The 24,062-nt window shown below is 55.8% G+C and carries 23 protein-coding genes; 10 read left to right on the top strand and 13 right to left on the bottom strand.

From position 1 onward, the window contains the following. The first annotated feature begins 73 nt into the window (after positions 1-73). Genes NTD86_RS14510 through NTD86_RS14500 form a run of 3 tightly spaced genes read left to right on the top strand, consistent with a single transcriptional unit; the run spans position 74 to position 1,855 of the window. Positions 74-703 carry an FMN-binding negative transcriptional regulator gene (locus NTD86_RS14510; protein ID WP_262203202.1) on the top strand — a complete coding sequence of 210 codons (630 nt, stop codon included), beginning with the start codon at positions 74-76 and terminating at the stop codon, positions 701-703. Positions 704-707: 4 nt separating this feature from the next. Beyond that, positions 708-1,160, top strand: a complete 453-nt coding sequence (locus NTD86_RS14505; RefSeq protein ID WP_262203201.1) for a GNAT family N-acetyltransferase — start codon at positions 708-710, stop codon at positions 1,158-1,160. Positions 1,161-1,174: 14 nt separating this feature from the next. Beyond that, positions 1,175-1,855 carry a GNAT family N-acetyltransferase gene (locus NTD86_RS14500; RefSeq protein WP_262203199.1) on the top strand — a complete coding sequence of 227 codons (681 nt, stop codon included), beginning with the start codon at positions 1,175-1,177 and terminating at the stop codon, positions 1,853-1,855. A gap of 56 nt (positions 1,856-1,911) precedes the next feature. Here NTD86_RS14500 and NTD86_RS14495 read toward each other — a convergent pair whose 3' ends face one another. From NTD86_RS14495 to NTD86_RS14480, 4 genes are all read right to left on the bottom strand, one after another. Next, the gene (locus NTD86_RS14495) at positions 1,912-2,187 is read right to left on the bottom strand and encodes a transcriptional regulator (RefSeq protein ID WP_048390810.1); all 276 of its coding nucleotides are present in this window, start codon (positions 2,185-2,187) and stop codon (positions 1,912-1,914) included. Then, positions 2,184-2,924: a hypothetical protein gene (locus NTD86_RS14490; RefSeq protein ID WP_410016983.1), complete on the bottom strand. Its 741-nt coding sequence runs from the start codon at positions 2,922-2,924 to the stop codon at positions 2,184-2,186. Before NTD86_RS14490 ends, NTD86_RS14495 begins: the two co-directional genes overlap by 4 nt. Before the next feature lie 255 nt (positions 2,925-3,179). After that, on the bottom strand, positions 3,180-4,988 hold the full coding sequence (gene oadA / locus NTD86_RS14485; RefSeq protein ID WP_262203197.1) for a sodium-extruding oxaloacetate decarboxylase subunit alpha: 1,809 nt from the start codon (positions 4,986-4,988) through the stop codon (positions 3,180-3,182). A gap of 11 nt (positions 4,989-4,999) precedes the next feature. Continuing rightward, the gene (locus NTD86_RS14480) at positions 5,000-6,415 is read right to left on the bottom strand and encodes an acetyl-CoA carboxylase biotin carboxylase subunit (protein WP_262203196.1); all 1,416 of its coding nucleotides are present in this window, start codon (positions 6,413-6,415) and stop codon (positions 5,000-5,002) included. 191 nt (positions 6,416-6,606) lie between these two features. Between NTD86_RS14480 and NTD86_RS14475 the strand changes: the two genes are divergently transcribed. Continuing rightward, a complete protein-coding gene (locus tag NTD86_RS14475) occupies positions 6,607-7,569 on the top strand; it encodes a LysR family transcriptional regulator (RefSeq protein ID WP_262203194.1) in 963 nt (320 codons plus the stop codon). Here the strand turns inward: NTD86_RS14475 and NTD86_RS14470 are convergent. The 3 genes from NTD86_RS14470 to NTD86_RS14460 form a co-directional block, all read right to left on the bottom strand. After that, a complete protein-coding gene (locus tag NTD86_RS14470; RefSeq protein ID WP_262203193.1) occupies positions 7,511-7,723 on the bottom strand; it encodes a PA3496 family putative envelope integrity protein in 213 nt (70 codons plus the stop codon). The genes NTD86_RS14475 and NTD86_RS14470 overlap by 59 nt on opposite strands. A gap of 541 nt (positions 7,724-8,264) precedes the next feature. Continuing rightward, positions 8,265-9,131 carry a transcriptional regulator HexR gene (gene hexR, locus NTD86_RS14465; RefSeq protein WP_048373728.1) on the bottom strand — a complete coding sequence of 289 codons (867 nt, stop codon included), beginning with the start codon at positions 9,129-9,131 and terminating at the stop codon, positions 8,265-8,267. Between the two features lie 150 nt (positions 9,132-9,281). After that, entirely contained in the window at positions 9,282-11,174 is a 1,893-nt protein-coding gene (locus NTD86_RS14460) for a putative bifunctional diguanylate cyclase/phosphodiesterase (protein ID WP_315974750.1), read from the bottom strand. Between the two features lie 239 nt (positions 11,175-11,413). Between NTD86_RS14460 and uvrD the strand changes: the two genes are divergently transcribed. The 3 genes from uvrD to NTD86_RS14445 all read left to right on the top strand — a co-directional run bounded on the left by uvrD (position 11,414) and on the right by NTD86_RS14445 (position 15,205). Further along, positions 11,414-13,594: a DNA helicase II gene (uvrD, locus tag NTD86_RS14455; protein WP_262203192.1), complete on the top strand. Its 2,181-nt coding sequence runs from the start codon at positions 11,414-11,416 to the stop codon at positions 13,592-13,594. Between the two features lie 211 nt (positions 13,595-13,805). Next, a complete protein-coding gene (locus NTD86_RS14450) occupies positions 13,806-14,660 on the top strand; it encodes a Tim44 domain-containing protein (protein WP_262203190.1) in 855 nt (284 codons plus the stop codon). Positions 14,661-14,797: 137 nt separating this feature from the next. Continuing rightward, on the top strand, positions 14,798-15,205 hold the full coding sequence (locus tag NTD86_RS14445) for an SMI1/KNR4 family protein (protein ID WP_262203188.1): 408 nt from the start codon (positions 14,798-14,800) through the stop codon (positions 15,203-15,205). A gap of 86 nt (positions 15,206-15,291) precedes the next feature. On the opposite strand, the gene NTD86_RS14440 is transcribed toward NTD86_RS14445, so the two are convergent. Beyond that, positions 15,292-17,052, bottom strand: coding sequence for a cation:proton antiporter (locus NTD86_RS14440; protein ID WP_262203187.1), 1,761 nt, complete (start codon positions 17,050-17,052; stop codon positions 15,292-15,294). Positions 17,053-17,340: 288 nt separating this feature from the next. On the opposite strand from NTD86_RS14440, the gene NTD86_RS14435 reads away from it, so the two are divergent. Further along, complete coding sequence (locus NTD86_RS14435) at positions 17,341-17,826, top strand: acyl-CoA thioesterase (protein WP_262203244.1); 486 nt, start codon at positions 17,341-17,343, stop codon at positions 17,824-17,826. A 163-nt stretch (positions 17,827-17,989) separates the two neighbouring features. Here NTD86_RS14435 and pdxY read toward each other — a convergent pair whose 3' ends face one another. After that, the gene (gene pdxY / locus NTD86_RS14430; protein ID WP_262203186.1) at positions 17,990-18,862 is read right to left on the bottom strand and encodes a pyridoxal kinase PdxY; all 873 of its coding nucleotides are present in this window, start codon (positions 18,860-18,862) and stop codon (positions 17,990-17,992) included. A 113-nt stretch (positions 18,863-18,975) separates the two neighbouring features. Here pdxY and NTD86_RS14425 point away from each other — a divergent pair, with 113 nt between their 5' ends. Continuing rightward, positions 18,976-19,383 (top strand): DUF3301 domain-containing protein, encoded by a 408-nt coding sequence (locus NTD86_RS14425; RefSeq protein WP_262203184.1) that lies wholly within the window; start codon positions 18,976-18,978, stop codon positions 19,381-19,383. 156 nt (positions 19,384-19,539) lie between these two features. Here NTD86_RS14425 and NTD86_RS14420 read toward each other — a convergent pair whose 3' ends face one another. Genes NTD86_RS14420 through zigA form a run of 3 tightly spaced genes read right to left on the bottom strand, consistent with a single transcriptional unit; the run spans position 19,540 to position 22,422 of the window. Further along, on the bottom strand, positions 19,540-20,526 hold the full coding sequence (locus NTD86_RS14420) for a CobW family GTP-binding protein (RefSeq protein ID WP_262203242.1): 987 nt from the start codon (positions 20,524-20,526) through the stop codon (positions 19,540-19,542). Positions 20,527-20,566: 40 nt separating this feature from the next. Beyond that, complete coding sequence (locus NTD86_RS14415; RefSeq protein WP_262203182.1) at positions 20,567-21,217, bottom strand: DUF1826 domain-containing protein; 651 nt, start codon at positions 21,215-21,217, stop codon at positions 20,567-20,569. After that, positions 21,214-22,422, bottom strand: a complete 1,209-nt coding sequence (zigA, locus tag NTD86_RS14410) for a zinc metallochaperone GTPase ZigA (protein WP_262203181.1) — start codon at positions 22,420-22,422, stop codon at positions 21,214-21,216. Before zigA ends, NTD86_RS14415 begins: the two co-directional genes overlap by 4 nt. Before the next feature lie 149 nt (positions 22,423-22,571). On the opposite strand from zigA, the gene folE2 reads away from it, so the two are divergent. Continuing rightward, positions 22,572-23,468, top strand: coding sequence for a GTP cyclohydrolase FolE2 (folE2, locus tag NTD86_RS14405; RefSeq protein WP_262203180.1), 897 nt, complete (start codon positions 22,572-22,574; stop codon positions 23,466-23,468). Between the two features lie 52 nt (positions 23,469-23,520). On the opposite strand, the gene NTD86_RS14400 is transcribed toward folE2, so the two are convergent. Continuing rightward, the gene (locus tag NTD86_RS14400) at positions 23,521-24,039 is read right to left on the bottom strand and encodes a DUF3617 domain-containing protein (RefSeq protein ID WP_262203179.1); all 519 of its coding nucleotides are present in this window, start codon (positions 24,037-24,039) and stop codon (positions 23,521-23,523) included. Positions 24,040-24,062: the final 23 nt, after the last annotated feature.

Here is a 24,062-nt window from a genome sequence, read left to right as displayed (position 1 = left end):
AATGACCATTAATGGCTCTTACAACGAACCATTAGCCTGCCTAGGATGCAGTCATTCGCCAAGGAATATTTCTATGTACGTACCCCGCGCCTTCGCCGAAAACGACACCACCGCCTTGCATCTACAGATGGAAGCCACGTCCCTGCCCGTGTTAATTACCCATGGCAGTCAGGGCCTGATTGCCAGCCATGTTCCACTTCTGCTCGCACCCGACGAAGGCCTGTACGGCACATTGTACGGCCACCTTGCCCGCGCCAATCCCCACTGGCAGGCACTGGCCGAAGGCTGCGAGGCAATGGTGATTTTTGCCGGAGAACAGGCCTACATCAGCCCGTCCTTCTACCCCAGCAAAGCTGAACACGGTAAAGCGGTGCCTACCTGGAACTACCTGGCCGTGCACGCCTACGGCCAGCCCGAAGTGTTCGATGATCACGACCGCTTGCTGGCCCTGGTCAGTCGCCTGAGCAGCAAGCATGAAGCTCACCGACCCGAGCCGTGGTCGGTCAGCGATGCCCCCAGCGATTACATCGACAGCATGCTCAAGGCCATTGTCGGTTTCAGCGTGCCCATCTCTCGGCTGATCGGTAAACGCAAACTCAGCCAAAACCGCAGCAGCGCCGATCAACTTGGTGTACGCGACGGATTATTGGCAAGCGCCAACTCACACGACCACGCCCTCGCTCAATTAATGGCCAAGGAATAGCAGCATGACTCAGCCTGTGCAGATCAAACCCGCCACCGCCGCTGATCACGATCAATGGTTGCCGCTCTGGCAGGCGTACCTGACCTTTTACAACACCGATTTGCCTGCCGAAGTCAGCGAGTCGACCTGGCAGCGTTTTCTCGACCCAGCCGAGCCGACCCAACTGGCCATTGCCTGGCAAGGCGACACAGCGGTGGGCATCGTGCAGTTCATTTACCACCGTTCCAACTGGAGCATCGGTAACTCCTGCTACCTGCAAGACCTGTTTGTCAGCCCCGACATCCGTGGCACCGGCGCCGGTCGCCTGCTGATCGAACACGTCTACGCCACCGCCCGCGCCAACCATTGCGCCAAAGTCCATTGGCTGACCCACGAAACCAACGCCACGGCGATCCAACTTTACGAACGGATTGCCGAGCGCCCTGGCTTTATCCAGTTTCGCAAAGCCTTGTCATAAATAAGGAACCCGCGATGCCTCAATCTCTAGAACACTGGCAAACCGCCAAACGCCCACACAACCCCGTCATCCAGGGGCGTTACATTCGTCTGGAAAAGCTCGATCCACAGCGCCATGGCGATGATTTATGGCTAGCCTTGGAAGGGCCCGCAGGCGATCCCAAACTCTGGGATTACCTGGCTTACGGCCCATTCAAGGAGCGTGCGGCCTTTGACGAATGGCTCAACAACAACGCCTCCAGCCAAGACCCTTATTACTACACCGTCGTCGATCTGGCCTCGGGGCAGGCGCAAGGCATGCTCAGCCTCATGTCCATCGTGCCCGAGCACGGGCGTATCGAAATCGGCCACGTCACCTTCGGCGCACCGATGCAGCGTTCGCCGAAAAGTACCGAAGCCGCCTACCTGCTGGCCAAGGAATCCTTCGCCCTGGGTAACCGACGCCTGGAATGGAAGTGCAACAGCGAAAACGGCCGATCCAATCGTACTGCAGTACGATTAGGGTACACATACGAAGGCGTTTTTCGCCAGCATATGGTAGCCAAAGGTAGAAATCGTGATACCACGTGGTACAGCATTATTAGTACGGAATGGCCCACCATAGCGACAGGCTTTGAAAAGTGGCTGGCACTGGATAACCAACCCAAAAGCGGTCAAATCAAGACGCTTGAAGAATGCAGGGCATTAACTGATTAAATTTTGATCAATACGCCCAACAAGGACTGTTGGGCGTTTTTGGGTTCAGAAGGGACTCAAAATTTTCTTGGCCGACGTACCACACCCATTTGCAGACCGAATGGTTTGAAGACTGCATTCAAGGATTTGAGCGTGGGATTACCCTCGTCGTGCTCGATCTGGATCAACGTACGGACCGAGATTCTGCACATCCCGGCGAACTGGGTTTGCTGTAACGTCGTGACATCCACCCTCAAGCGCTTCACCGCTTGGCCTAGCGTAATTTTGCCCTGCGCCAGATCGGCCTCAATGCTCTCGATCTTCAGTTGGCGCACATCAATGCTCAGGGTCATTTCAGCCCCCATTCTTGTAAGCGTTTATCCAGATGCTTGAGCGCAATTTGCGGGTGATTCATGGTGATATCGGGCAGACCGCTCGCACTGAGCAGAATGACTTGATCACGCTCGAGCGCTTGATTGCGGGAAAACTTGATAAACCAGTGCTGCTTAACATCAGCATCGGCAAGCGTGGCATCTGGGTACAACAATCCATCAGCCGCCTCGGCCATTAAGAGCTTGGGGGCCTCCCCGCCCGCCCCTGTCGCCCCGCCAATAGCGGCGCCTTGCTCATGAGCGTACTCAAGAAAATCATTGTCGCGGTCAATCACTGACTGCCGGGAAAAGCCGATGGGCGCGTTGACACCCAACCCCTCATACGACTCTTTAATTCGAAGATGACCAATAGGTGCTGGCGTGCTGCGGCCCAGTAAAAAAAGATCATTTGCCAGACCGTCCGGCTTTTCACGACCTATTTGCCGAGTCAGAATTTTTTTAGCAGCACCGGCGGGGGCAATGTCATGCAGAAAAGCCGGCGCCTCTTTGGTGTGCCGGGCCTCCCAATCAAGCGGTACACATGCACTCACCGAGACTGAGAAAGGGCTATCAATGGCGTGCAGGTTTTCTACTAAATAATCCTGCTTGTACCCAAAGCGACAAGGCCCTTTCAGACCTTTTTCCGGCTCAGAAAAAGCCAGCGTCATCGCATCCCGCCACTGGCCAGCACTGTAGAGCTGAAGCGTTAACTGGAACATTTACCCACCTGCAATTTAATGCACTTTAAATACAGGAACAGCCTATTCACTGCAATATAGTGCAGTTTCACAGGTATTTCCTGTTTAAAAATGCAATAAATTGCAGACCGTGTAGGAGCGAGCTTGCCTCGCGATCTTTTGATCTTAGAAAGGTCGCGAGGCAAGCTCGCTTCTACAGGGCCGGGTCAAATCACGGGCAAAAAAAAGGGGAGCACATGCTCCCCCGAGGTTTAAAGCGTTTGGATCAAAGGCGTATCAGGCTTCGATTTCGATCAAGATTTCGCCCGGGTTGACGCGGTCGCCTTTGACGACGTGGATGGTGACGATTTTGCCGGCAATGGACGCCTGCACTTCGGTTTCCATTTTCATGGCTTCGGTGATGAGCACCGATTGGCCCGCCTTGACGGTGTCGCCCACGCTGACCAGTACGTCGACAATGTTGCCCGGCATGGCCGTGCTCACGTGCCCCGGCTCGCTGGCTTGCTTGCGCTTGCTGGAGGCGCCGCCAACGAACTCGTTGAGCGGCTCGAACACCACTTCTTCCGGCATGCCGTCAATGGACAGGTAGAAGTGACGTTTGCCTTCGGCTTTAACGCCCACGCCGGTGATGTCGACACGGTAGCTTTCGCCGTGCACGTCGATTACGAATTCAGTCGGCACGCCCTCACCGCCCGCCTTGCTCACGCCGCCCGCCTCAGGGATCGGCAGCAGCACTTCTGGCGCCAAGGTGCCCGCAGCACGCTCTTCGAGGAATTTGCGACCGATGTCCGGGAACATGGCGAAGGTCAGAACGTCTTCTTCAGACTTGGCCAGCGCGCCAATTTCGCCACGCAACTTGGCCATTTCTGGCTTGAGCAGGTCAGCCGGGCGCACGTCGATCAGCTCTTCGTTACCGATGGCCTGACGACGCAGTTTCTCATTGACCACGCCCGGCGCCTTGCCATAGCCGCCTTGCAGGTAGAGCTTCACTTCATTGGTGATGGTCTTGTAGCGCTCGCCTGCCAGGACGTTGAAGAACGCCTGGGTACCGACGATTTGCGATGTCGGGGTCACCAGCGGCGGGAAGCCCAGGTCTTCACGCACACGCGGGATCTCGGCCAGCACTTCGCTCATGCGGTTCAGAGCGCCCTGCTCTTTGAGCTGGTTGGCGAGGTTGGAAATCATCCCGCCGGGCACTTGGTTGACCTGTACACGGGTGTCGACGGCAGTGAATTCGCTTTCAAACTGGTGGTACTTTTTACGCACAGCGTAGAAATACAGACCGATTTCCTGCAACAGCGCCAGGTCGAGGCCCGTGTCGTACTCGCTGCCTTTAAGGGCGGCGACCATCGACTCGGTGCCCGGGTGGCTAGTACCCCACGCGAAGCTGGAGATCGCGGTGTCGATGTGCTCGGCGCCGTTTTCAACCGCTTTGAGCTGGCACATGGCAGCCAGGCCGGCGGTGTCGTGGGAGTGGATAAAGATCGGCAGGCCGATTTCAGCCTTCAGCGCTTTAACCAGATCACCCGTGGCAAACGGCGTCAGCAAGCCCGCCATATCTTTGATCGCGATCGAGTCGCAACCCATGGCTTCCATTTGCTTGGCCTGCGCCACGAACGCTGCGATGGTGTGCACCGGGCTGGTGGTGTAGGCGATGGTGCCCTGTGCGTGCTTGCCAGCGGCCTTGACCGCTTCAATGGCCACGCGCAGGTTACGTACGTCGTTCATGGCGTCGAAGATGCGGAACACATCGATACCATTAACCGCCGCCTTGGCAACGAAGGCTTTGACCACGTCATCGCTGTAGTGGCGATAACCGAGCAGGTTCTGGCCACGCAAAAGCATTTGCAGGCGGGTGTTAGGCAATGCCGCACGCAGTTGGCGCAGTCGCTCCCACGGGTCCTCTTTCAGAAAGCGCACACAAGCGTCAAACGTCGCCCCGCCCCACACTTCCAGCGACCAGTAGCCGACTTTGTCGAGCTTGTCGCAGATCGGCAGCATGTCTTCGGTGCGCATGCGGGTGGCCAGCAAGGACTGGTGGGCGTCACGCAGGATGGTGTCGGTTACGAAAATTTTCTTGGACATTGTTTTATTCCTCACAGGCCCGCGTGGGCGGCGATGGCGGCGGCGATGGCCAGGGCCAGCTCTTCGGGTTTGCGCTTGATCGAGTAGTTGGTCAGTTCTGGATGGCTTTCTACGAAGCTGGTGTTGAACTGGCCGCTACGGAATTCCGGGTTACGCAGGATTTCCTGGTAATACGCGGCGGTGGTTTTGACCCCTTGCAGACGCATGTCGTCGAGGGCGCGCAAACCACGATCCATCGCTTCTTCCCATGTCAGTGCCCACACCACCAGTTTCAGACACATGGAGTCGTAATACGGTGGAATGGTGTAGCCGGTGTAGATCGCCGTGTCGGTACGCACGCCAGGCCCGCCGGGCGCGTAGTAGCGGGTGATCTTGCCAAAGCTGGGCAGGAAGTTATTTTTCGGGTCTTCTGCGTTGATCCGAAATTGCAGGGCATAGCCGCGGTGCTGAATGTCTTCTTGCTTGATCGACAGCGGCAGGCCAGAGGCAATGCGGATCTGTTCACGCACGATGTCTATGCCGGTGATTTCTTCGGTGATGGTGTGTTCCACCTGCACCCGGGTGTTCATCTCCATGAAGTACACCTCGCCCTCGGCGAGCAGGAACTCCACAGTACCGGCGTTTTCGTAACCCACAGCCTTGGCTGCGCGCACGGACAGATCGCCGATGTAGGCGCGCTGTTCCGGGGTCAGTTGGGGGCTTGGGGCAATTTCGATGAGCTTTTGGTTGCGACGCTGGATCGAGCAGTCGCGCTCAAACAAGTGCACGACGTTGCCAAAGCTGTCACCCAGAATCTGCGCCTCGATGTGCTTGGGGTTCACGATGCATTTTTCGAGGAAGACTTCAGCCGAGCCAAACGCTTTGGTGGCTTCGGAAATAACGCGCGGGAAAGCTTGTTCCAGTTCTTCGCGGCTGTTGCAGCGACGAATACCACGACCGCCACCGCCTGAAGTGGCTTTGAGCATGACCGGGTAACCAATGCGGTCGCCTTCGAGCAGCGCTTCGTGGATATCCGCCACGTTACCTTCGGTGCCCGGCGTTACCGGTACACCGGCTTTGATCATGCTGCGGCGGGCTTCGGTCTTGTCACCCATCCGGCGAATGACCTCAGCGGCCGGGCCGATGAACTTGATGCCGCGCTCGGCACAAATGTCCGCCAGCTCGGCGTTCTCTGACAAAAAGCCGTAGCCGGGATGCAAGGCATCACAGCCGGTTTCAGCCGCCAGGTTCACCAGCTTGCGCGGGTTCAAGTAACCGGCCAGCGGGTCTTCGCCAATGCTGTGTGCTTCGTCCGCACGCTTGACGTGTAAAGCGTGGCGATCAGCCTCGGAATAAACCGCTACGGAGCGAATACCCATCTCTGCGCAAGCGCGCACGATACGGACGGCAATTTCTCCGCGGTTGGCGATCAGGATCTTTTTTATCACTTGGATTTTTCCCTAAAGCCCATGGAACAAACGACCTGCTAGACCAGGTCCGCACGTGTCCAAATGTGTCTGAACAGTTGCGTTGTCACACTAGTCCTCCGCATGAATAAACAAAAATCAATAATTCTTGGGTCTACCATTAGCAAAGACTTATAGTCATAAGGTCACTTGCCCTAAGAAAAATTAATAAAATGCGTAAGTCATTGATGCGTATAACTTTTCGTCAACTTCAGGTGTTCAATGAAGTGTGCGATTTGCGCTCTTACAGCCGTGCGGCAGAAGAAATGTCGCTGACGCAACCCGCCGTAAGTCTACAAATTCGTCAGTTGGAAGAGCTGATTGGCCAGCCATTGTTCGAATATGTGGGCAAAAAGTTGTATCTGACCGAAGCGGCTGAAGCGCTTAAGCTAGCCAGCCGGGACATTTTCGGACGGCTCGAAAACCTCGATATGCAGCTCTCGGACATGCTCGGCTCACTGCAAGGCCAACTGAAACTGGCCATTGAATCGAGCGCAAAATATTTCGTGCCGCATTTATTTGCCGCCTTCAAGCGCCAGCACCCAGAGGTGAATTTGCAGCTCACGGTGGTCAATCGGGCACAGGCCGTGCGTCGGCTTTCAGACAACCGCGATGACCTGGTGATCATGTCGATGGTGCCGCTGGACATGGGGCTGGAATTTTTACCGTTCTTGAATAACCCCATCGTTGCGGTCGCCCCCGCCGGACACCCGCTGTGCGAACAAGGCCCGCTGCGTTTGCAAGACCTTGAACCGTATCCGTTGCTGATGCGCGAGCAAGGTTCGGGGACGCGTTTGGCGTGTGAAGAGTATTTCAAAGAGAAGCGCGTTCACTTCAATCAAACACTGGAAGTGTCGTCAAACGAATCGCAACGCGAGTGTGCTGTGGCCGGGTTGGGCGTGGCGCTGTTAACGCGCCACGCCGTCAGCCTGGAACTGGCGACCGGCCTACTGCATGAGCTGCCGGTCGAAGAATTGCCGCTGTATCGCAGTTGGTGCGTGGTGCAGGCTAAAGCCAAACGCCTGTCACCGGTGGCGCATGCGTTCCTGGCATTCATACGCAGTGAACGCCAGCAAATCAGCGCGCTGGTTGAGCGTTTCGACGGCCACTTGCCGACGGGGACTGCCAGTAGTTGAGCGCAGCGAGATCAGGGTAATCGGCTGTTTCCAGGCGCAGTTGGCGCTGGTCCGTAAGGTCTTCGATCGCGCGACGAAAAGCCATGCGACGCTGGTCTTCTTGTTGACGGCGGGTTTTGACGGCGCTGTTGCGTTCTTCGTAAGGCTGGGCCATTTCGAGTCTCCCAAGGCGTGTACGGGAGTTTCACGATGGACTCGCTTTGTTACGACTTGGCGAATGTGCGATGACTGACCGATGAACGGTAACGAGGAGCCAAAAACGCCCTCACCCTAACCCTCTCCCGGAGGGAGAGGGAACCAATTGGGGGATGCTATCGATTTGATGCGGTCTGGAAGAATGACGGTGCTTCTGAAAACAGCACGATCAAGCTCCCTCTCCCAGAAGGAGAGGGAACTGATTGGGGGATGCTATCGATTTGAGGCGGTCTGAAAGAATGGCGGTGCTTATGAACACAGCACAATCAAGCTCCCTCCCAAGGGGTAAGGAACTGATTGGGAGATGCCATCGATTTGATGCGGTCTGAAAGAATGGCGGTGCTTATGAACACAGCACGATCAAGCTCCCTCTCCTGAGGGAAAGGGAACTGATTGGGAGATGCTATCGATTTGAGGCGGTCTGAAAGAATGACGGTGCTTCTGAACACAGTACGGTCAAGCCCCCTCTCCCTCCGGGAGAGGGTTGGGGTGAGGGGCTTTTAATCTTCGTGGCTTTTCAGCGATTTGGGCGACAGACGCAAGCTGCGAAGGCTGCGCTTAACACTCTTGAGGTGGTTGACCAAGCTCGGGCCGCGGGCCATGGCAACGCCCATCGCCAACACGTCAATCACCACCAGGTGGGCGATACGCGAGGTCAACGGGGTATAGATTTCGGTGTCTTCATGCACGTCGATCGCCAGGTTTACCGTCGCCAGTTCAGCCAAAGGTGTCTGGCTTGGGCACAAGGTAATCAGCGTCGCGCCACTTTCACGCACCAGGTTGGCGGTGATCAGCAAGTCTTTGGAACGCCCGGACTGCGAAATACAAATGGCGACGTCTGTCGGCTTTAAAGTCACCGCCGACATCGCCTGCATATGCGGGTCGGAATACGCTGCCGCCGTCAGCAACAATCGGAAGAACTTATGCTGGGCATCCGCCGCTACAGCGCCCGATGCACCAAAGCCATAGAACTCAACCCGCTGCGCCTGCGACATGGCAGTCACGGCCTGTTGTAACGCCACAGGATCGAGCTTCTCACGCACATCCATCAAGGTGTGTAGCGTGGTATCGAAGATTTTCAGGCTGTAGTCCGCAACCGAATCGTCTTCATGAATCGCAAATTGACCAAAACTGGCACCGGCCGCCAGGCTTTGCGCCAGCTTGAGTTTTAAATCCTGAAACCCCGAACAGCCAATTGCCCGGCAAAAACGCACGATGGTGGGCTCACTGATACCGACACTGTGAGCAAGGTCGGCCATGGAACTGTGCATTACAGCCGCAGGATCAAGCAGCACGTGATCGGCGACCTTGAGTTCCGATTTACGTAACAAGTGGCGTGACTGGGCGATATGTTGCAGCAGATTCAAAAGGCAGGACTCGGTCTGGAAGCGGCGGGCGCCGGGGATGTAGCAATCTTGTAGTTATACTACAAGAATTCGTTTTTTGCCCAACCAATACGTCGTAGTCTCATCGGTCTTATGCGCAGAATGCAGGTTTTTCAGTCCATGTAGCCATTTTCATCGCGCCGCCATGGCTTGATCTGCACGCAATAAATCAGCCATGGCCAAAGCGTTGGTCGGGCTGCTGATTAAGAAACCCTGCACCTCGTCGCAGCGTTGCTCCTTGAGAAACGCCAGTTGCACTTCGTTTTCAACGCCCTCGGCCACCACTTGCAGATCCAGACTATGGGCCATCGAAATGATCGCCTTGGTGATGGCATCGTCTTCCGCACAATCGCCAACGCCTCGAATAAACGTCTGATCAATTTTGACGTAGTCCACGGCAAAGCGCTTGAGGTAGCCGAGCGATGAGTAACCCGTACCAAAGTCATCAATGGCCAGCTTTACGCCCAGCGCATGCAATTGCTGGAAGGTGGCAATCACGTATTCAACATTGTCCAGCAACTGGCTTTCGGTAATCTCAAGCTCTAGGCAATGCGGTGCCAGCCCGGTGTCTTCGAGTACCTGGCGCACCAGGCTAATCAGGTTGCCCTGGCGCAGTTGATGACCCGAGAGGTTCACCGACACCCGTATCGGCGCCAACCCGGCAGACTGCCATTCGGCGGTCTGACGGCAAGCCTCACGCAACACAAACTCACCGATCAGCACGATCAGGCCGGTTTCTTCTGCCAGAGCAATAAAGTCGCTCGGCGCCACGCTACCCAGCTGCGGATGGTCCCAGCGCACCAGTGCTTCAGCGGCATGCAAACGGCCGGTTTTGAGGCAAAGCTTAGGTTGATAAAAAACGCTGAGCTGGCGCTCGGTAATGGCTTTGCGCAGTTGGTTTTCGAGCTGCAAACGCTCCAGGGTGCTGTGTTGCAAGCTGTGGCTGAAAAACTGAAACGTCCCGCCACCCATGTGTTTGGCCTGCTGCATGGCTTTGTTGGCCTGGCTGACTAACTGGGCAATATCTCGGGCGCCGTCTGGCAACAGGCTGATCCCCATTGAGGCGCTGATCACCAACTCATGGCCGTCGATCACTAACGGTCGGCTCAGTTTGCTCAACAGCCGTGTGGCAACCCGCGCCAGGCTTGTCAGGCTGGCGTAGGCATCGAATAGCACGGCAAATTCATCGCTGGAGAGACGCGCAATGGTGTCAGCTTCGGGCATTGCCTTGATCAGACGCTCGGCGATTTTTTCCAGCACCTGATCCGCCAGTTCCGGACCCAGGCTGTCATTGAGCAGCTTGAAGCGATCCAGATCGATGTGCAGCAACGCCAGGTTTCGCGACGTACCTTGGCGAATGCGCTGATTGGCCTCCTCCAGACGCTCCTTGAAGAGCATTCGATTCGCCAGGCCAGTCAGTTCATCAAAATGCGTCAGATGACGTACGCGCGCCTCAACAATACGTCGCGCCGAAAGATCGGTAATAAAGGCCACGATATGGCTGACTTGCTCGGCGTTGTCACGCACCACTTTGAGTTGCAGCCATTGCGGGTAGAGCTCGCCGTTCTTGCGGGTTTCAACCAGCTCCCCCAGCCAGCTGTCGTGCTCGGCCAGAGAAGCCTGGATAGTCGGAAAATGTCGTCGCGCATCGCGGCTGCAGGCCAGTTCATCAACCCGGTGGCCCACCAACTCAGCCACGGGATAACCACTGATCCGGCTGAACGCCTGGTTGACCGTGAGCATTTTATAAGTGGGATCAAGAATCACGATGCCTTCGCTGGCGGCCTCGAACACCGTCGACGCCAGCCGACGCTGCTCGACCTCGCGAGCGAGCTCAGCGTTGAGCTGTTCACTACGAAAATTGGCGTCCTGTAGTTCTTCGAACACGCTTTTGAAGTTTTTATTACGTACTTTGCGACGCTGATTAATCAGATCGATTCGCCAGATAAATGCACCCAGCAGGGCCAGAAAAAGCCCAAATCCTAAGCCGGAATAAATACCCAAGGAGGTAAAACTCTGATTCATCGACAACGTTCTTATTCAAGGGAGATGAGCCAAAAAGTCGCCCGAGCATACACAAGCAGCCTCCACGACCAAACGATGAGACGTCAAAAAATAGACAAAATTAGTGCAGTTAACCAAATCAATGGGGCGATCAGCCTCTAGACACTCTTTTTTGACGTTTTGTCAAAAGCCGCGACAGACGGCCAAACAGAACTGGATTGGTATTTGCCCGGTTTGACCCAGCACCCTAGAATGCGCCGATGCGCGAAGATCTCTCTCTCTTGTTAAATTCCCTCAACGATGCCCAACGTCAGGCCGTCACGGCCAGCATTGGTCGTCAGTTGGTTCTGGCCGGTGCTGGCTCCGGCAAAACCCGTGTGCTGGTGCACCGTATCGCCTGGTTGATCCAGGTCGAGAACGCGTCCCCGCATTCCGTGCTGTCGGTGACGTTCACCAACAAGGCCGCTGCCGAGATGCGTCATCGCATCGAGCAGCTCATGGGCATCAATCCGGCCGGCATGTGGGTTGGTACCTTCCACGGGCTGGCGCACCGCCTGCTGCGGGCTCACTGGCAAGAAGCCGGCTTGAGCCAGACCTTCCAGATTCTCGACAGCGATGACCAGCAACGCCTGGTCAAGCGTGTGATTCGCGATCTGGGTCTGGATGAGCAGCGCTGGCCGGCACGTCAGGCACAGTGGTTTATCAACGGCCAGAAAGACGAGGGTCTGCGCCCGCAGCACATACAAACCAGCGGCGACTTGTTCCTGGGCACCATGCGCAGCATTTATGAAGCCTACGAGGCCGCTTGCCAGCGCGCAGGCGTCATCGACTTCTCCGAGCTGCTGTTGCGCGCCCTCGACCTGTGGCGCGATCACCCGGGCTTGCTGGAGCATTATCAAAAACGCTTCCGGCACATTTTGGTCGACGAATTCCAAGACACCAACGCCGTGCAATACGCCTGGCTGCGCTTGCTGGCCAAAGGTGGCGACAGCTTGATGGTGGTGGGCGATGACGATCAGTCGATTTACGGCTGGCGCGGCGCCAAGATCGAAAACATCTACCAGTACTCGACCGACTTCCCGGACGCCGAAACCATCCGCCTGGAGCAAAACTATCGCTCCACGGCCGGCATCCTCAAGGCCGCCAACGCCCTGATTGCCAACAACAGCGGGCGCATGGGCAAAGAGCTGTGGACCGATGGCGGTGATGGCGAAGCGATCAATTTGTACGCGGCCTTCAACGAACACGATGAAGCACGCTATGTGGTCGAAACCATCCAGAGCGCATTGAATACCGGTCTGGCGCGCAACGACATCGCCATTTTGTATCGCTCCAACGCCCAATCGCGGGTGCTTGAAGAAGCCTTGTTGCGCGAACGTATTCCGTACCGCATCTATGGCGGCCAGCGCTTCTTTGAACGCGCCGAAATTAAAAACGCCATGGCTTACCTGCGTTTGCTTGAAGGCCGCGGCAACGATGCAGCCCTGGAGCGGGTGATCAACGTTCCGGCACGTGGCATCGGTGAAAAAACAGTCGAAGCCATCCGCGAACACGCTCGTCACAGCAACGTGTCGATGTGGGAGGCCATGCGCCAGCTGCTCGCCAATAAAGCTCTGCCGGGCCGGGCCTCTGGCGCCATTGCAGGCTTTATGGAGTTGATCGAGAACCTCGCTGCCAAAGTCATGGACATGCCGCTGCACCTGATGACCCAGACCGTGATCGAGCAAAGTGGGCTGATTGCCTACCACGAAGCGGAAAAAGGTGAGAAAGGCCAGGCCCGGGTAGAAAACCTTGAGGAACTGGTGAGCGCGGCGCGCAACTTTGAAAGCAATGATGAAGACGAAGAGCTATCGCCTCTGGCAGCCTTCCTGGGTCATGCCTCACTGGAAGCCGGTGATACCCAAGCCGAAGAGCACGAAGACGGTATCCAGCTGATGACGCTGCACAGCGCCAAAGGCCTGGAGTTCCCTTACGTGTTCCTGGTGGGCATGGAAGAAGGCTTGTTCCCGCACAAGATGAGCCTGGAAGAGCCCGGCCGCCTGGAAGAGGAACGCCGCCTGGCCTACGTAGGCATCACCCGGGCGATGCATAACCTGGTCATGACCTACGCAGAAACCCGACGCCTCTATGGCGCAGAAACCTACAACAAGGTTTCGCGTTTCGTGCGTGAAGTACCAAAGGGGCTGATCCAGGAAGTTCGCTTGTCCAACAGCGTCAGTCGTCCTTTCGGCGGCCAGAAGCAAAGCCCCAGTACGCTCTTTGGTGGTTCGGACATTCCGGAAACCGAATTCAAGCTTGGCCAGTTGGTTAAGCACGCCGTGTTTGGTGAAGGCGTGATCCTCAATTTTGAAGGCGCCGGAGCCCAGGCCCGTGTGCAGGTGAACTTCCCCGAAGGCAGCAAGTGGCTGATGATGGGCTACGCCAAGCTTGAGGCTGTCTGACATGTTAAAGAGCCTGTATGAGCGAGCTTGCCTCGCGATCTTTTGAGCGCCAAAAAGATCGCGAGGCAATCTCGCTCATACATGTATTACGTGACTACAGGATCTGTCCTACGCCAAATCAGGCAAAAGCCCGAAACATTTCACTGCTAGCCAGTCACACCTCACCTGTGCAACATGGCGCGCGTGTCATCCACAAATGGGAACTCCCTTTATGAAACGTTTTCTTAGCATCGCCATGGCGTTGTGCATCGGTTTGACGATGAGCCTCGACGCGAACGCCAAACGCTTCGGCGGCGGCAAAAGCGCCGGTTCAGCGCCAAGCCACCAAACTCGCCAGGCTGCTCCTGCCGCAGCTGCTCCTGCTGCCGCCGGTGCTGCAGGCGCAGCTGCTAAAGCCGGCGGTGCTTCTCGCTGGCTCGGCCCTCTGGCTGGCCTCGCGGCTGGCGGGCTACTCGCCTCCATGTTCATGGGTGGCGGCTTCCAGGGTATGCAATTCTTCGACATCTTGATCATGGCGGTCATCGCCTTTGTGATCTTCCGCTTCATTGCCGCCCGTCGTCGCAAGCAACAAGCTGACATGGCGCCAGCTGGCCACGCGCCGATGCAGCGCGAAGTGTTCGAGCAAAAGCCAGCCTTGAACTCGATCTTCGGCGGTTCGGCTGCTCCTGCCGCTGCCCGTCCGGTCATCAACGCACCGGCCTGGTTCAACGAACAGAGCTTCCTTGAAGCTGCGCGTAACCATTTCCAATCCCTGCAACAACACTGGGATGCCAACGAAATGGACAAAATCGCCGAGTTCGTGACTCCGCAAATGCTCGAGTTCCTCAAGCGCGAGCGTGCTGAGCTGGGCGACGGCTTCCAGTCGACCTACATCGACAACCTGCAGGTACAACTTGAAGGTGTGGATGATCGCGCCGACAAGACGATCGCGACCCTGACCTTCAGCGGCGTATCGAAAAACTCGCGTTTCGACCAAGGCGAAGCGTTCAGCGAAAGCTGGAACATGGAACGCCCACAAGGTGAGAACCAGCCTTGGCTGGTTGCCGGTATCCGCCAGAACGGCTGATCCTTCAGGCATCACATGCTGTAAACAAAACCCCGGACTTGTCCGGGGTTTTGCATTTCACGATTGCACTTGTAACGAGCTACTGTATAAAGCGCGTCAACTAAAACCGCGCCATACAGAGCATGAGGATTGAGGTCGTGGAAGAAATTATCGAACAATTGCGTGAAGCCAACGAGCCGGTACCTGTTCCTCTGGAGCTGCCTGACGAGGACCTGCTGGTCGAAATCGAAGAACAATTGTTCATCGATATTCCTTTTGTCTTCAGAGAGTTTTTGCTGACCGTCAGCGATGTGGTCTACGGCAGCCTGGAGCCGGTCACGGTGACCGACCCTCAGTCCCACACCTACCTGCCGGAAGTAGCGGCAAACGCCTGGGATGCCGGCGTTGATCGCAGCCTGATCCCTATCTGCCAGGACGGTGACGACTACTACTGCGTCGAAGAAGACGGCACCGTGGTGCTGTGGTCGGGTGAAGAAGAACTGCTCACCGAAGAAACCTGGGAGTCGGTTTGGCACTGGGCACGGGACGTCTGGCTGGAGAGCTGATAAACACCCTCCTGCAGGAGCGAGTTCGTCTCGCGATCTTTTAAAAGATCAAAAGATCGCGAGGCAAGCTCGCTCCTACACAGTTTTCAGTGGCTGCTTTCCTTGTGGTTATCCAGCGTCTCCAGCAGCGCCACCTGCATGCGCGTATGGATACGCACAAACCAGCGCCACAACAACGCTGCAACGCCCGCTGCCACCACGCCAATCACGATCAGCAGTTCGTTGGTCGGCAAGATGCTCGCCGACAAGGCCGACAGCAACAGAAAAATCACCAGCAATGACAAAATCGGGATCACCTCAGCGATCACCCGACGCACGCGCTGTGTGTGGCGCCCCGCCATTTCAGGTTTGACGCCCATCTCGGCCAGCAACATCGACAGGGCTTTAAGCTTGCGATACGCCGCGATCAAGAACGGCAACGACAGCAGCAATGCCAAGCCCCAGATCATCCCCTTTTGCCAGCTCGGCTCCATAATCCAGCCCTGCAGATAACGCCCGATCGTGGGGGCGAAGAAGCCGCCAGCAAAGAAAATGGCGATGACCAACGCCAGGTTAACGCCCACTTGCAGCAATATTTTACGGATCATCGCCGCGAGCAATGCGCCCTCGCCTTGCGGCTGAATGCTGCGCAACCATTCGCCATACAGCCCAAATACCCGTGAAACACGATCCGGCACCACCTGCGCCAGCTTGAGCGAGAGCGGGTCTGCGGCGCGAATCAGGTAAGGCGTCATCAACGTGGTCAGCACCGATACAGCGACCGCTACGGGATACAGGAAGCTGCTTGTGACCTGCAAGGTCATGCCCAACGCAGCAATGATGAAAGAAAACTCTCCAATCTGTGAAAGCCCCATCCCTACACGCAGTGAGGTACGTCCGTCATTACCGGCGATAAATGCACCTAGCCCGCAGGAAAGCATCTTGCCTAGCACTACTGCGACGGTGATCACTATGATCGGTAGCGCATATTCCATCAGGATGGCGGGGTCGAGCATCAGTCCGATGGCGACAAAAAAGATGGCACTGAACAGGTCACGCACCGGCTCGATCAAGCGTTCGATTTTAAGCAACTGACGTGATTCGGCCATGATCGCACCGATCAGGAAGGCGCCCAGCACCATGCTGTATTCCAACCGGACCACCAGCAGGCAGAAGCCAAAACACAGCCCCAACACAGTGATGAGCAGCATTTCATTGCTCTCGAAACGCGCCACATACGCTAGCACTCGTGGCACCAGCAAGATGCCAATGACCAGAGCCACGATCATGAACAATGACAATTTGCCGACCGTCGAAAAGACTTCTTCAGGGCTCACACTGCCGCTCACAGCAAGGCTCGACAGCAAGGCAATAATCCCGATACCCAGGATGTCTTCAACGATCAGCACGCCAAAAATAAGCTGCGCGAAACGCTCGTTTTTCATCTTCAGATCGTTGAGCGCTTTAACAATGATCGTGGTCGAGGAGATCGCCAGGATCGCGCCCAGAAACAGCGAGTCCATGGTGTTCCAGTCGAACCAGCGGCCAATTTCGTAGCCGATCCAGATCATCAGGGTAATTTCCATGAACGCGGCAATAAACGCTGTAGCCCCGACCTTGAAAAGTTTGCGCAGGCTGAATTCCAGCCCCAGGCAAAACATCAAGAAAATCACCCCGAGCTCGGCCAGGGTTTTGATGGTTTCTTCATCGTGAATCAGACCAAAAGGCGGGGTGTGCGGACCGATAATGAAACCGGCCACGATGTAACCCAGCACCACCGGTTGCTTGAACCGGTGGAACAGAATAGTCACCACGCCTGCGACCAGCATGATGACTGCCAAATCCTGGATAAAGCTGATGGCATGCATGGCGTGACGCTCCTTTTATATTTTTTGCCCAGCAACACAGCGACAGCTCCGGCTGAGTCAGCGGTGCCTGTCAGTTGCTTTAGATTTAGGAAATGTCCGAACGAAGGACTTTTGCACGTTTACACCGCGACTTCTGGCTGAAAGGCGGTGCAATATATGGAAACAGATACATCAGAGCGTGACGACAGCCAAAGCGGCAGCGTCCCGTTATTAACTGTTTCAAAAAATCACAAAGTATCCGCAGAGATGCCCATTTCACCGCTGCAACACTACCGCGAGCCTGCTGCTATGGAACCCGGAAACTCTCAATTGTCGATGACGGTCTTGATGACCCCTGACATGGCCAACTTTTCTGGCAATGTTCACGGCGGAACCTTGCTCAAGTACCTCGACGAGGTCGCTTATGCTTGCGCCAGCCGCTATGCGGGGCGTTATGTGGTCACCCTGTCGGTCGACCAGGTTATTTTTCGCGAGCCGATTCATGTCGGCGAGTTGGTGACCTTCCTGGCGTCGGTAAACTACACCGGCAATACCTCAATGGAAGTCGGGATCAAAGTGGTCACCGAAAACATTCGTGAACGCTCAGTGCGCCACACCAACAGCTGTTTCTTCACCATGGTGGCCGTGGACGACGACCGTAAACCGGCTGCTGTGCCACCTTTGCAGCCATTGAACAGCGAAGAAAAGCGCCGCTTTATCCAGGGCAAGCAACGTCGCCAGATCCGTCAGGAACTGGAAAAACGCTACCGCGAATTGAAAGACGAAACACTGTAAAAGTCACCGCCACACCTCTGAACTGCCCCCCAAAAGTTGGATGGGTGTCCAACTTTTTGGGGGCAGTTCATCCTGTAGGAGCGAGCTTGTCTCGCGATCTTTTAAACGTTCAAAAAGATCGCGAGACAAGCTCGCTCCTACACGCATTGCCGCAAGTGGCAGCTTACAAACTGATCGGCACCGCCTCGAACCGCACGCGCGGGTGGGCAATGCGGTCTTGCGCACGCACCAGTTGCAACTCGTAGCTGCTGCAGGCCTGGGTTTCGAGCAGCACTTCGTGCACCGCTGCGGCCGTGAACTCAAAGGCCGCCACCAAGCTGTCACCCAGCAACACGCGCGCCAGGAACAACCCAGATGTCAGATCTCCCACACCCACCGGCTGACGCGGGAAGGCCAGCAGCGGGCGTCGCAAGTGCCAACTGCCCTCAGCGGTCACCAGTAGCATTTCAAAGCTTTCTGCTGGCTTGCCGGGATACGACAAATGTTTCACCAGCACCGCTTTAGGACCACGGGCCAACAGGCTACGGGCCATCGCCAGGCAATCAAACAATGATTGCGGCTGGCGGCCGCAAAAGCTGTCCAGCTCCAGTTGATTAGGGCACAAGAAGTCAGCGACGGCGGCCGCTTCGTCGAGCAGAAAATCACTCACCTCCTGGGGCACGATGCAGCCCTTCTCCGGGTGCCCCATCACCGGGTCGCAAAGGTAGAGCGCATGCGGGTTAGTGGCCTTGATACGGGCCACGCCGCGTAGAATCGCCCGCCCTTGTGCCGCGCTGCCCAAGTAGCCAGAAAGTACGGCATCACAGTTCCCCAGCTCGCCGATCGCGGCAATGCCTTCTACCAGTGCAGGAATTTGCTCTGGGGCCAACACTTCGCCCGCCCACTGACCATACTGAGTGTGGTTAGAGAACTGCACCGTGTTCAAAGGCCAGACATTCACGCCGACACGCTGAATGGGGAACACAGCTGCGCTGTTGCCGGCATGGCCGAAAACCACGTGGGATTGGATGGCGAGTAAGTGAGGTGTACGTTTCATGCCGGATTCCAGACTGCGGATGGATTCAAGCCACGCAGTATGCGACTAAACATGACCTGTACGACAGGCTGAAGACACAGTTAAGCTGAACCTAATCTGTTGGAGCGCACTGAATGCTGACCCTGGGAAATATGTTTGTGCTGATGCTGCTGGCGACCGGCGCTGCCTGGCTGTGGCACAACCACGGCCTGCGTGAGCGCGCACTCGAACGGGTCAAGCAACACTGCCAAAAGCTCGATATCGAGTTGCTGGATGATAACGTCGCGTTGAAAAAAATCGCTTTTATCGCCGATGCCAATGGGCAAAAGCGTTTGGCCCGTGTGTATAACTTCGAATTCACGGTCACCGGCGATCAACGCCATACCGGGACCATCACCCAGTTTGGCGCGCACAGCGCCAAAATCGACTTGCCACCCTACCCCGTCAAGTCCGAGGCAGAACCGGAGCCGGCAATCGTTCACAGCGCTCAGGTGATCGAGCTGAGCCAATGGCGGCAGGAACACAGCAAGACCCGCCACTGACACCCCTTCAGCCTGTGGATAAATCCTCTGAAACCCTTGAGATAGACACGTCTCAAGGGTTTTTTATTGGCTAAATTTCCTACAAACAGTTTGAATTGTAGGACAATTTTACCAGCACAATATCCCCGAAAATAAAGGGTTTCAGCCGACTCCCTCCTAATCTCCCCCCCTCAAACCCTTATTGATCAGGCAGTTTTCCAGCCCTAAGCGGAGCGCATGCATGTCTTGCGGATGCTCAAAGATCAATTCGATACGAGAATCCTGGCGCCACTCACTGGGTTTCCACTGTTCGAACGAGTTATCCACAGAATTACTCGAAAACCAGCCCTCAGGAGCGCTGACAACCAGCTTGGCGCGACACCAATCAAGGCTTTTCAGCCACTGCTGCAGGCGATTCAGATCAAATTGCCGCGAGGTATGCCAGCGCCAACCCGCACTCCATCCTTGCGGCTGTAACTGGGCCAGCTGAAGCGGCACAGAAGGGTCGTTAAAAACACTTCCGATTTGAATAAATTTCTTATAAATCAATGAGTTATCCACAGTATGAATATCATTCATATCGGCTGAAGGCAGTGTATTTAAAGGGGTTCGTCCATGTTCGACCCACACAATCGGGCACTTTGGCAGGCCGTATGCAATCTGCTCACGTTGCTCATTTTGCACACTATGAGATTTATTCATAACCAATAAGCCGACGCTTTTGAGGGCCGCCTGCTGAGTTTCGGGGAGCTTTTTTCCTTGGGCCAACGCTTGCGCATCGAGCACCATGACGCAGGGCTGCAACGCCAGCACCCCTGTCCAGGGCGCTTCACTGAGCTGTTTTAAAATTTGCGCGGGATGGCCCAACCCCGAGGGTTCGATAAACAATCGATCAGGTCGGGCCTTGCGTAAAAGCCGGCTCAAGCCGATCTGGAAGGGCGCACCGTTGACACAACACACGCACCCGCCTGCCACTTCAGCAATAGCAATTGCGTCGCTGCCAGTGCTCATCAGCGCCGCATCCAGCCCGATTTGGCCAAACTCATTCACCAGTACAGCCCATCGCTCGTGATCGGGCTTTTGCGTCATCAGGTGTTGAATAAGGCTGGTTTTGCCGGCCCCCAATGGGCCGGCAATTACATGAGTAGGAATGTTCTGCAACATCATCGCCAGCTTCTGCTTTGACCGAAAGCTGCAATATGCCTCAGGCCAACCAATCCAGGGTCAAAATCAGTCTCCGTTCACCATCAGCCAAGGCCGGAGAACGATGAATCAACCCAGCGCCTTCGTTGCCTTGCCATTTTTCTCCCTTGAGCAACGCCACCTCACCGGCTTTGACCTGTTCAATGCACGAAACATCGGTTGGCTCGGCATCGGCCTGACCCAGATGACGACGCTCCATCACACCTTCCTGCAACCACTGGCTCCCAAACCCTGCGTACGTGGTAATAAGCCTGACAGGTACATGGTCGACGTGAAACCGTGGGCACATAGCCTTATCCAAGGCCCTGAGGCGCAGGCCTACGCGTTTTGCGCCTAATAAACAGGCGTAGGCACTGACCAACCAGGAAATATCGGCAATGAAGCCCTCGTAGCCTTGCAGGTCGTTAAACCGAGAAGCCAAGCCAGCGAGGTTGGGCTTGGCGTTTTCATCGACCATCTCAAGCACTAAAGCATCCGCCAGAGGCTCACCGAGCGCGAGCAACACATCTGCAAATTGGCGAATGTGCAACGGTAGCTGGCGCTGCCAAATAGCCAGATTGACCTCATCGTCGAGTATCCGAGCCATGATGTCGGGCGCTGCCCCACTGACATGTCCAACCGGTGGCCGGGTAAGGCGTGCAACGTTGCTCATGCCGCCACCTCTTCATGCCAGTCGCCAAAGGGGTCATTCAATTGCTGCCACCCTTCTACACCCAGGGCCATTTCCTGGTCGGTAAGCAGGCAGGCATCCAGCTCAGCAGAGAGTTGGGCAAAGTCGATGTGCTGGCCGATAAACACCAGTTCCTGACGGCAATCTGCCGTGTCGGGCAGCCATTTTTTAAGGATTTCAGCTTTGGTGTCAGGGTCTTGCGGCCACTGATCACGAGGGACAAAACGCCACCAGCGACCGGCAAATCCATAGCGCATCAGCCCGCCTGCCTGCGACCAACTGCCCGCTTCCTGGTACTTGCTGGCCAGCCAGAAAAACCCCTTGGAACGCAGCAATTTACCGTTGGTCCAGGGGCGATCAATAAAGTTGAAAAAGCGTTCGGGATGAAACGGGCGGCGCGCGCGGTAGGCCGTGGAAGCAATCCCGTACTCTTGGGTTTCCGGTACGTGCTCGCCGCGTAATTCTTGCAACCAGCCCGGCGCCTGAGCGGCGCGTTCAAAGTCAAAACGACCGGTGTCGAGGATCTTTTTCAGCGGGATTTCACCCATTACCATCGGGATGATTTCGGCCTGCGCATTCAAGCGCTCAAGGATGGCGATCAATTCCTGGCGTTCGACGCTGCTAATCAGGTCGATTTTGCTGATCAAAATAACGTCAGCGAACTCGATTTGCTCAATCAGCAGGTCCGTAATTGAACGCTCATCGTCTTCACCCAAGGTCTCACCGCGTGACGCCAGGCTTTCAGCGGCCTGGTAGTCCTGCAGAAAGTTCAGACCATCCACCACTGTCACCATGGTGTCCAGACGTGCGATATCGGCCAGGCTTTGGCCGGATTCGTCGCGAAAGGTAAAAGTTTCAGCCACAGGCAACGGCTCCGAAATACCTGTCGATTCGATCAATAAGTAATCAAAGCGACCATCCTTGGCCAGCTTGCTGACCTCTTCCAACAGGTCTTCGCGCAAGGTGCAGCAGATACAACCGTTGCTCATTTCAACCAGTTTTTCTTCGGCACGATTCAAGCTGACGTCGCGCTGAACCTCGCCGCCATCAATGTTGATTTCACTCATGTCATTGACGATCACCGCCACACGCAGATCGTCGCGGTTACGCAAAATGTAATTCAGCAGGGTGCTTTTTCCTGCACCGAGAAAACCAGACAACACGGTCACTGGTAGACGTTTACGCATGGGAGTTCCTCATCAGGGTTGGCAGGTCAAAGCGCCCGCTTGCCGGCTGACCCTATTTGGGTCAGCTGATAATGATACATTATAACAATACAAAACATCGTAATTGTTATCTTGTAACATTCAACACACCCTCCCGATGGAAGACCTTTATGAATGCCTTAACCCTTCCCGACGTTGCTTCACAAAACGCCCGACAAATTGTTCCACTGGATTGGGTCGGGATGTGCGGCATTGCCCTACCGATTGTTATTCAAGGTCAACGGCACACCGCAACAGCCGACGCCGGTGTGAGCCTGGACGACGGTGAGGCGCGTGGCATTCACATGTCACGACTTTATCTAGCGCTCGAAATGCTCGAGTCGCAGGACCTGAACCCGCTACTTTTGAAAAAAGTTTTGCAGCAATTTCTCGACAGTCACGATGATTTATCAATCTGTGCCTATCTGCGGATACACACCCAGATGCTGCTGAAACGTCCCGCATTGGTCAGCCCGCTGAGCGGCTGGAAGACCTACCCGGTGACCATCGATGCCTCTCTGAAAAACGGAATGTTCCACGTGGAACTAAAAATAGACGTGAACTATTCGTCGACTTGCCCCTGCTCAGCGGCCTTGGCTCGTCAACTTATCCAGCAGCAGTTCGTGAATGATTTCGCCAACAAACCGTTGCAGCATGCGGAGGTTTTAACTTGGCTGGGTAGCTCTCAGGGCATAGTCGCAACGCCGCACAGCCAACGAAGCACAGCCACGTTGCAGGCCTTGATCAGCAATGACCAGCACACGCTGCCGATCGAAGTGATCATTGATGAGGCTGAACGGGCATTGGGTACCGCCGTACAAACCGCGGTAAAACGTGCCGACGAGCAAGCTTTCGCATTGGCCAATGGGCAGAACCTGATGTTTTGTGAAGACGCGGCACGCCGGTTGAATGTGACCTTGAAGACGGTGCCAGGGGTGAAGGGTTTTAACGTGAAGGTAGTCCACGCTGAAAGTCTGCACAGTCACGATGCTGTGGCAGAGAGTCGCTGGAATTGGGGCATGCGATAAAAAGAAGGGGTTGCCGCGCACCGTGTGTAACACCTGCGCGGCAGAACTCATTTCAGGTGCGGGGTTTAACGGCTCCACAGTTTTGCCCCAACCAGACAGCCCGCGTATCCATGCTGCCTTTTTGCGCAACACCTGTCGCATTGAATGAACCCAGCACCGAGGTGGTGAACTCACGATCACTGGCAAAGGTGGCCACTCCAGCTCCCTGTGCATTGGGGCAACTAAAGCGAAACTTCCACTGATTTCCACTACGCTCAGTAATCTGCTGACTGCAGCCCGATTTGGGATCGGCCAGTGGAATATCATCCGACTGCACCTGTTCGGGTGTCAGACACACACGAATGCCCTTGCCACCCAAGGTGATGCCTTGGCTTTCCAGTTGGGCTTTCATCTCTGGAGTCATCATGTTCTGAAACTGTCCTAACATTAGCTGCAGGTCTGGCAGCTGCTGGCCTTCTACCTGCATATTGCTGGACGTCACTTCCCACAACCCCGGTTGCAGCATTTGGGCCTGGGCCACAGGAATCGACACACTACACGCTAGAAATACCCCTAGCAGACGAACATTCATTGAGTCACTCCTATGGAATTGTC

This window comes from Pseudomonas sp. 7P_10.2_Bac1 (genome assembly GCF_025465935.1).
Taxonomy (GTDB): domain Bacteria; phylum Pseudomonadota; class Gammaproteobacteria; order Pseudomonadales; family Pseudomonadaceae; genus Aquipseudomonas.
This window is presented reverse-complemented; position numbering and strand designations above follow the sequence as displayed.

Coding starts and splice junctions, on each gene's coding strand:
- NTD86_RS14495 (WP_048390810.1), bottom strand. CDS start 2,187: ATGACCCTGAGCATTGATGTGCGCCAACTGAAGATCGAGAGCATTGAG.
- NTD86_RS14440 (WP_262203187.1), bottom strand. CDS start 17,052: ATGCATGCCATCAGCTTTATCCAGGATTTGGCAGTCATCATGCTGGTC.
- NTD86_RS14475 (WP_262203194.1), top strand. CDS start 6,607: ATGCGTAAGTCATTGATGCGTATAACTTTTCGTCAACTTCAGGTGTTC.
- NTD86_RS14510 (WP_262203202.1), top strand. CDS start 74: ATGTACGTACCCCGCGCCTTCGCCGAAAACGACACCACCGCCTTGCAT.
- NTD86_RS14400 (WP_262203179.1), bottom strand. CDS start 24,039: ATGAATGTTCGTCTGCTAGGGGTATTTCTAGCGTGTAGTGTGTCGATT.
- NTD86_RS14500 (WP_262203199.1), top strand. CDS start 1,175: ATGCCTCAATCTCTAGAACACTGGCAAACCGCCAAACGCCCACACAAC.
- NTD86_RS14435 (WP_262203244.1), top strand. CDS start 17,341: ATGGAACCCGGAAACTCTCAATTGTCGATGACGGTCTTGATGACCCCT.
- uvrD (WP_262203192.1), top strand. CDS start 11,414: ATGCGCGAAGATCTCTCTCTCTTGTTAAATTCCCTCAACGATGCCCAA.
- pdxY (WP_262203186.1), bottom strand. CDS start 18,862: ATGAAACGTACACCTCACTTACTCGCCATCCAATCCCACGTGGTTTTC.
- NTD86_RS14490 (WP_410016983.1), bottom strand. CDS start 2,924: ATGTTCCAGTTAACGCTTCAGCTCTACAGTGCTGGCCAGTGGCGGGAT.
- NTD86_RS14470 (WP_262203193.1), bottom strand. CDS start 7,723: ATGGCCCAGCCTTACGAAGAACGCAACAGCGCCGTCAAAACCCGCCGT.
- NTD86_RS14505 (WP_262203201.1), top strand. CDS start 708: ATGACTCAGCCTGTGCAGATCAAACCCGCCACCGCCGCTGATCACGAT.
- NTD86_RS14450 (WP_262203190.1), top strand. CDS start 13,806: ATGAAACGTTTTCTTAGCATCGCCATGGCGTTGTGCATCGGTTTGACG.
- folE2 (WP_262203180.1), top strand. CDS start 22,572: ATGAATGCCTTAACCCTTCCCGACGTTGCTTCACAAAACGCCCGACAA.
- NTD86_RS14420 (WP_262203242.1), bottom strand. CDS start 20,526: ATGTTGCAGAACATTCCTACTCATGTAATTGCCGGCCCATTGGGGGCC.
- zigA (WP_262203181.1), bottom strand. CDS start 22,422: ATGCGTAAACGTCTACCAGTGACCGTGTTGTCTGGTTTTCTCGGTGCA.
- oadA (WP_262203197.1), bottom strand. CDS start 4,988: ATGTCCAAGAAAATTTTCGTAACCGACACCATCCTGCGTGACGCCCAC.
- NTD86_RS14415 (WP_262203182.1), bottom strand. CDS start 21,217: ATGAGCAACGTTGCACGCCTTACCCGGCCACCGGTTGGACATGTCAGT.
- NTD86_RS14425 (WP_262203184.1), top strand. CDS start 18,976: ATGCTGACCCTGGGAAATATGTTTGTGCTGATGCTGCTGGCGACCGGC.
- NTD86_RS14460 (WP_315974750.1), bottom strand. CDS start 11,174: ATGAATCAGAGTTTTACCTCCTTGGGTATTTATTCCGGCTTAGGATTT.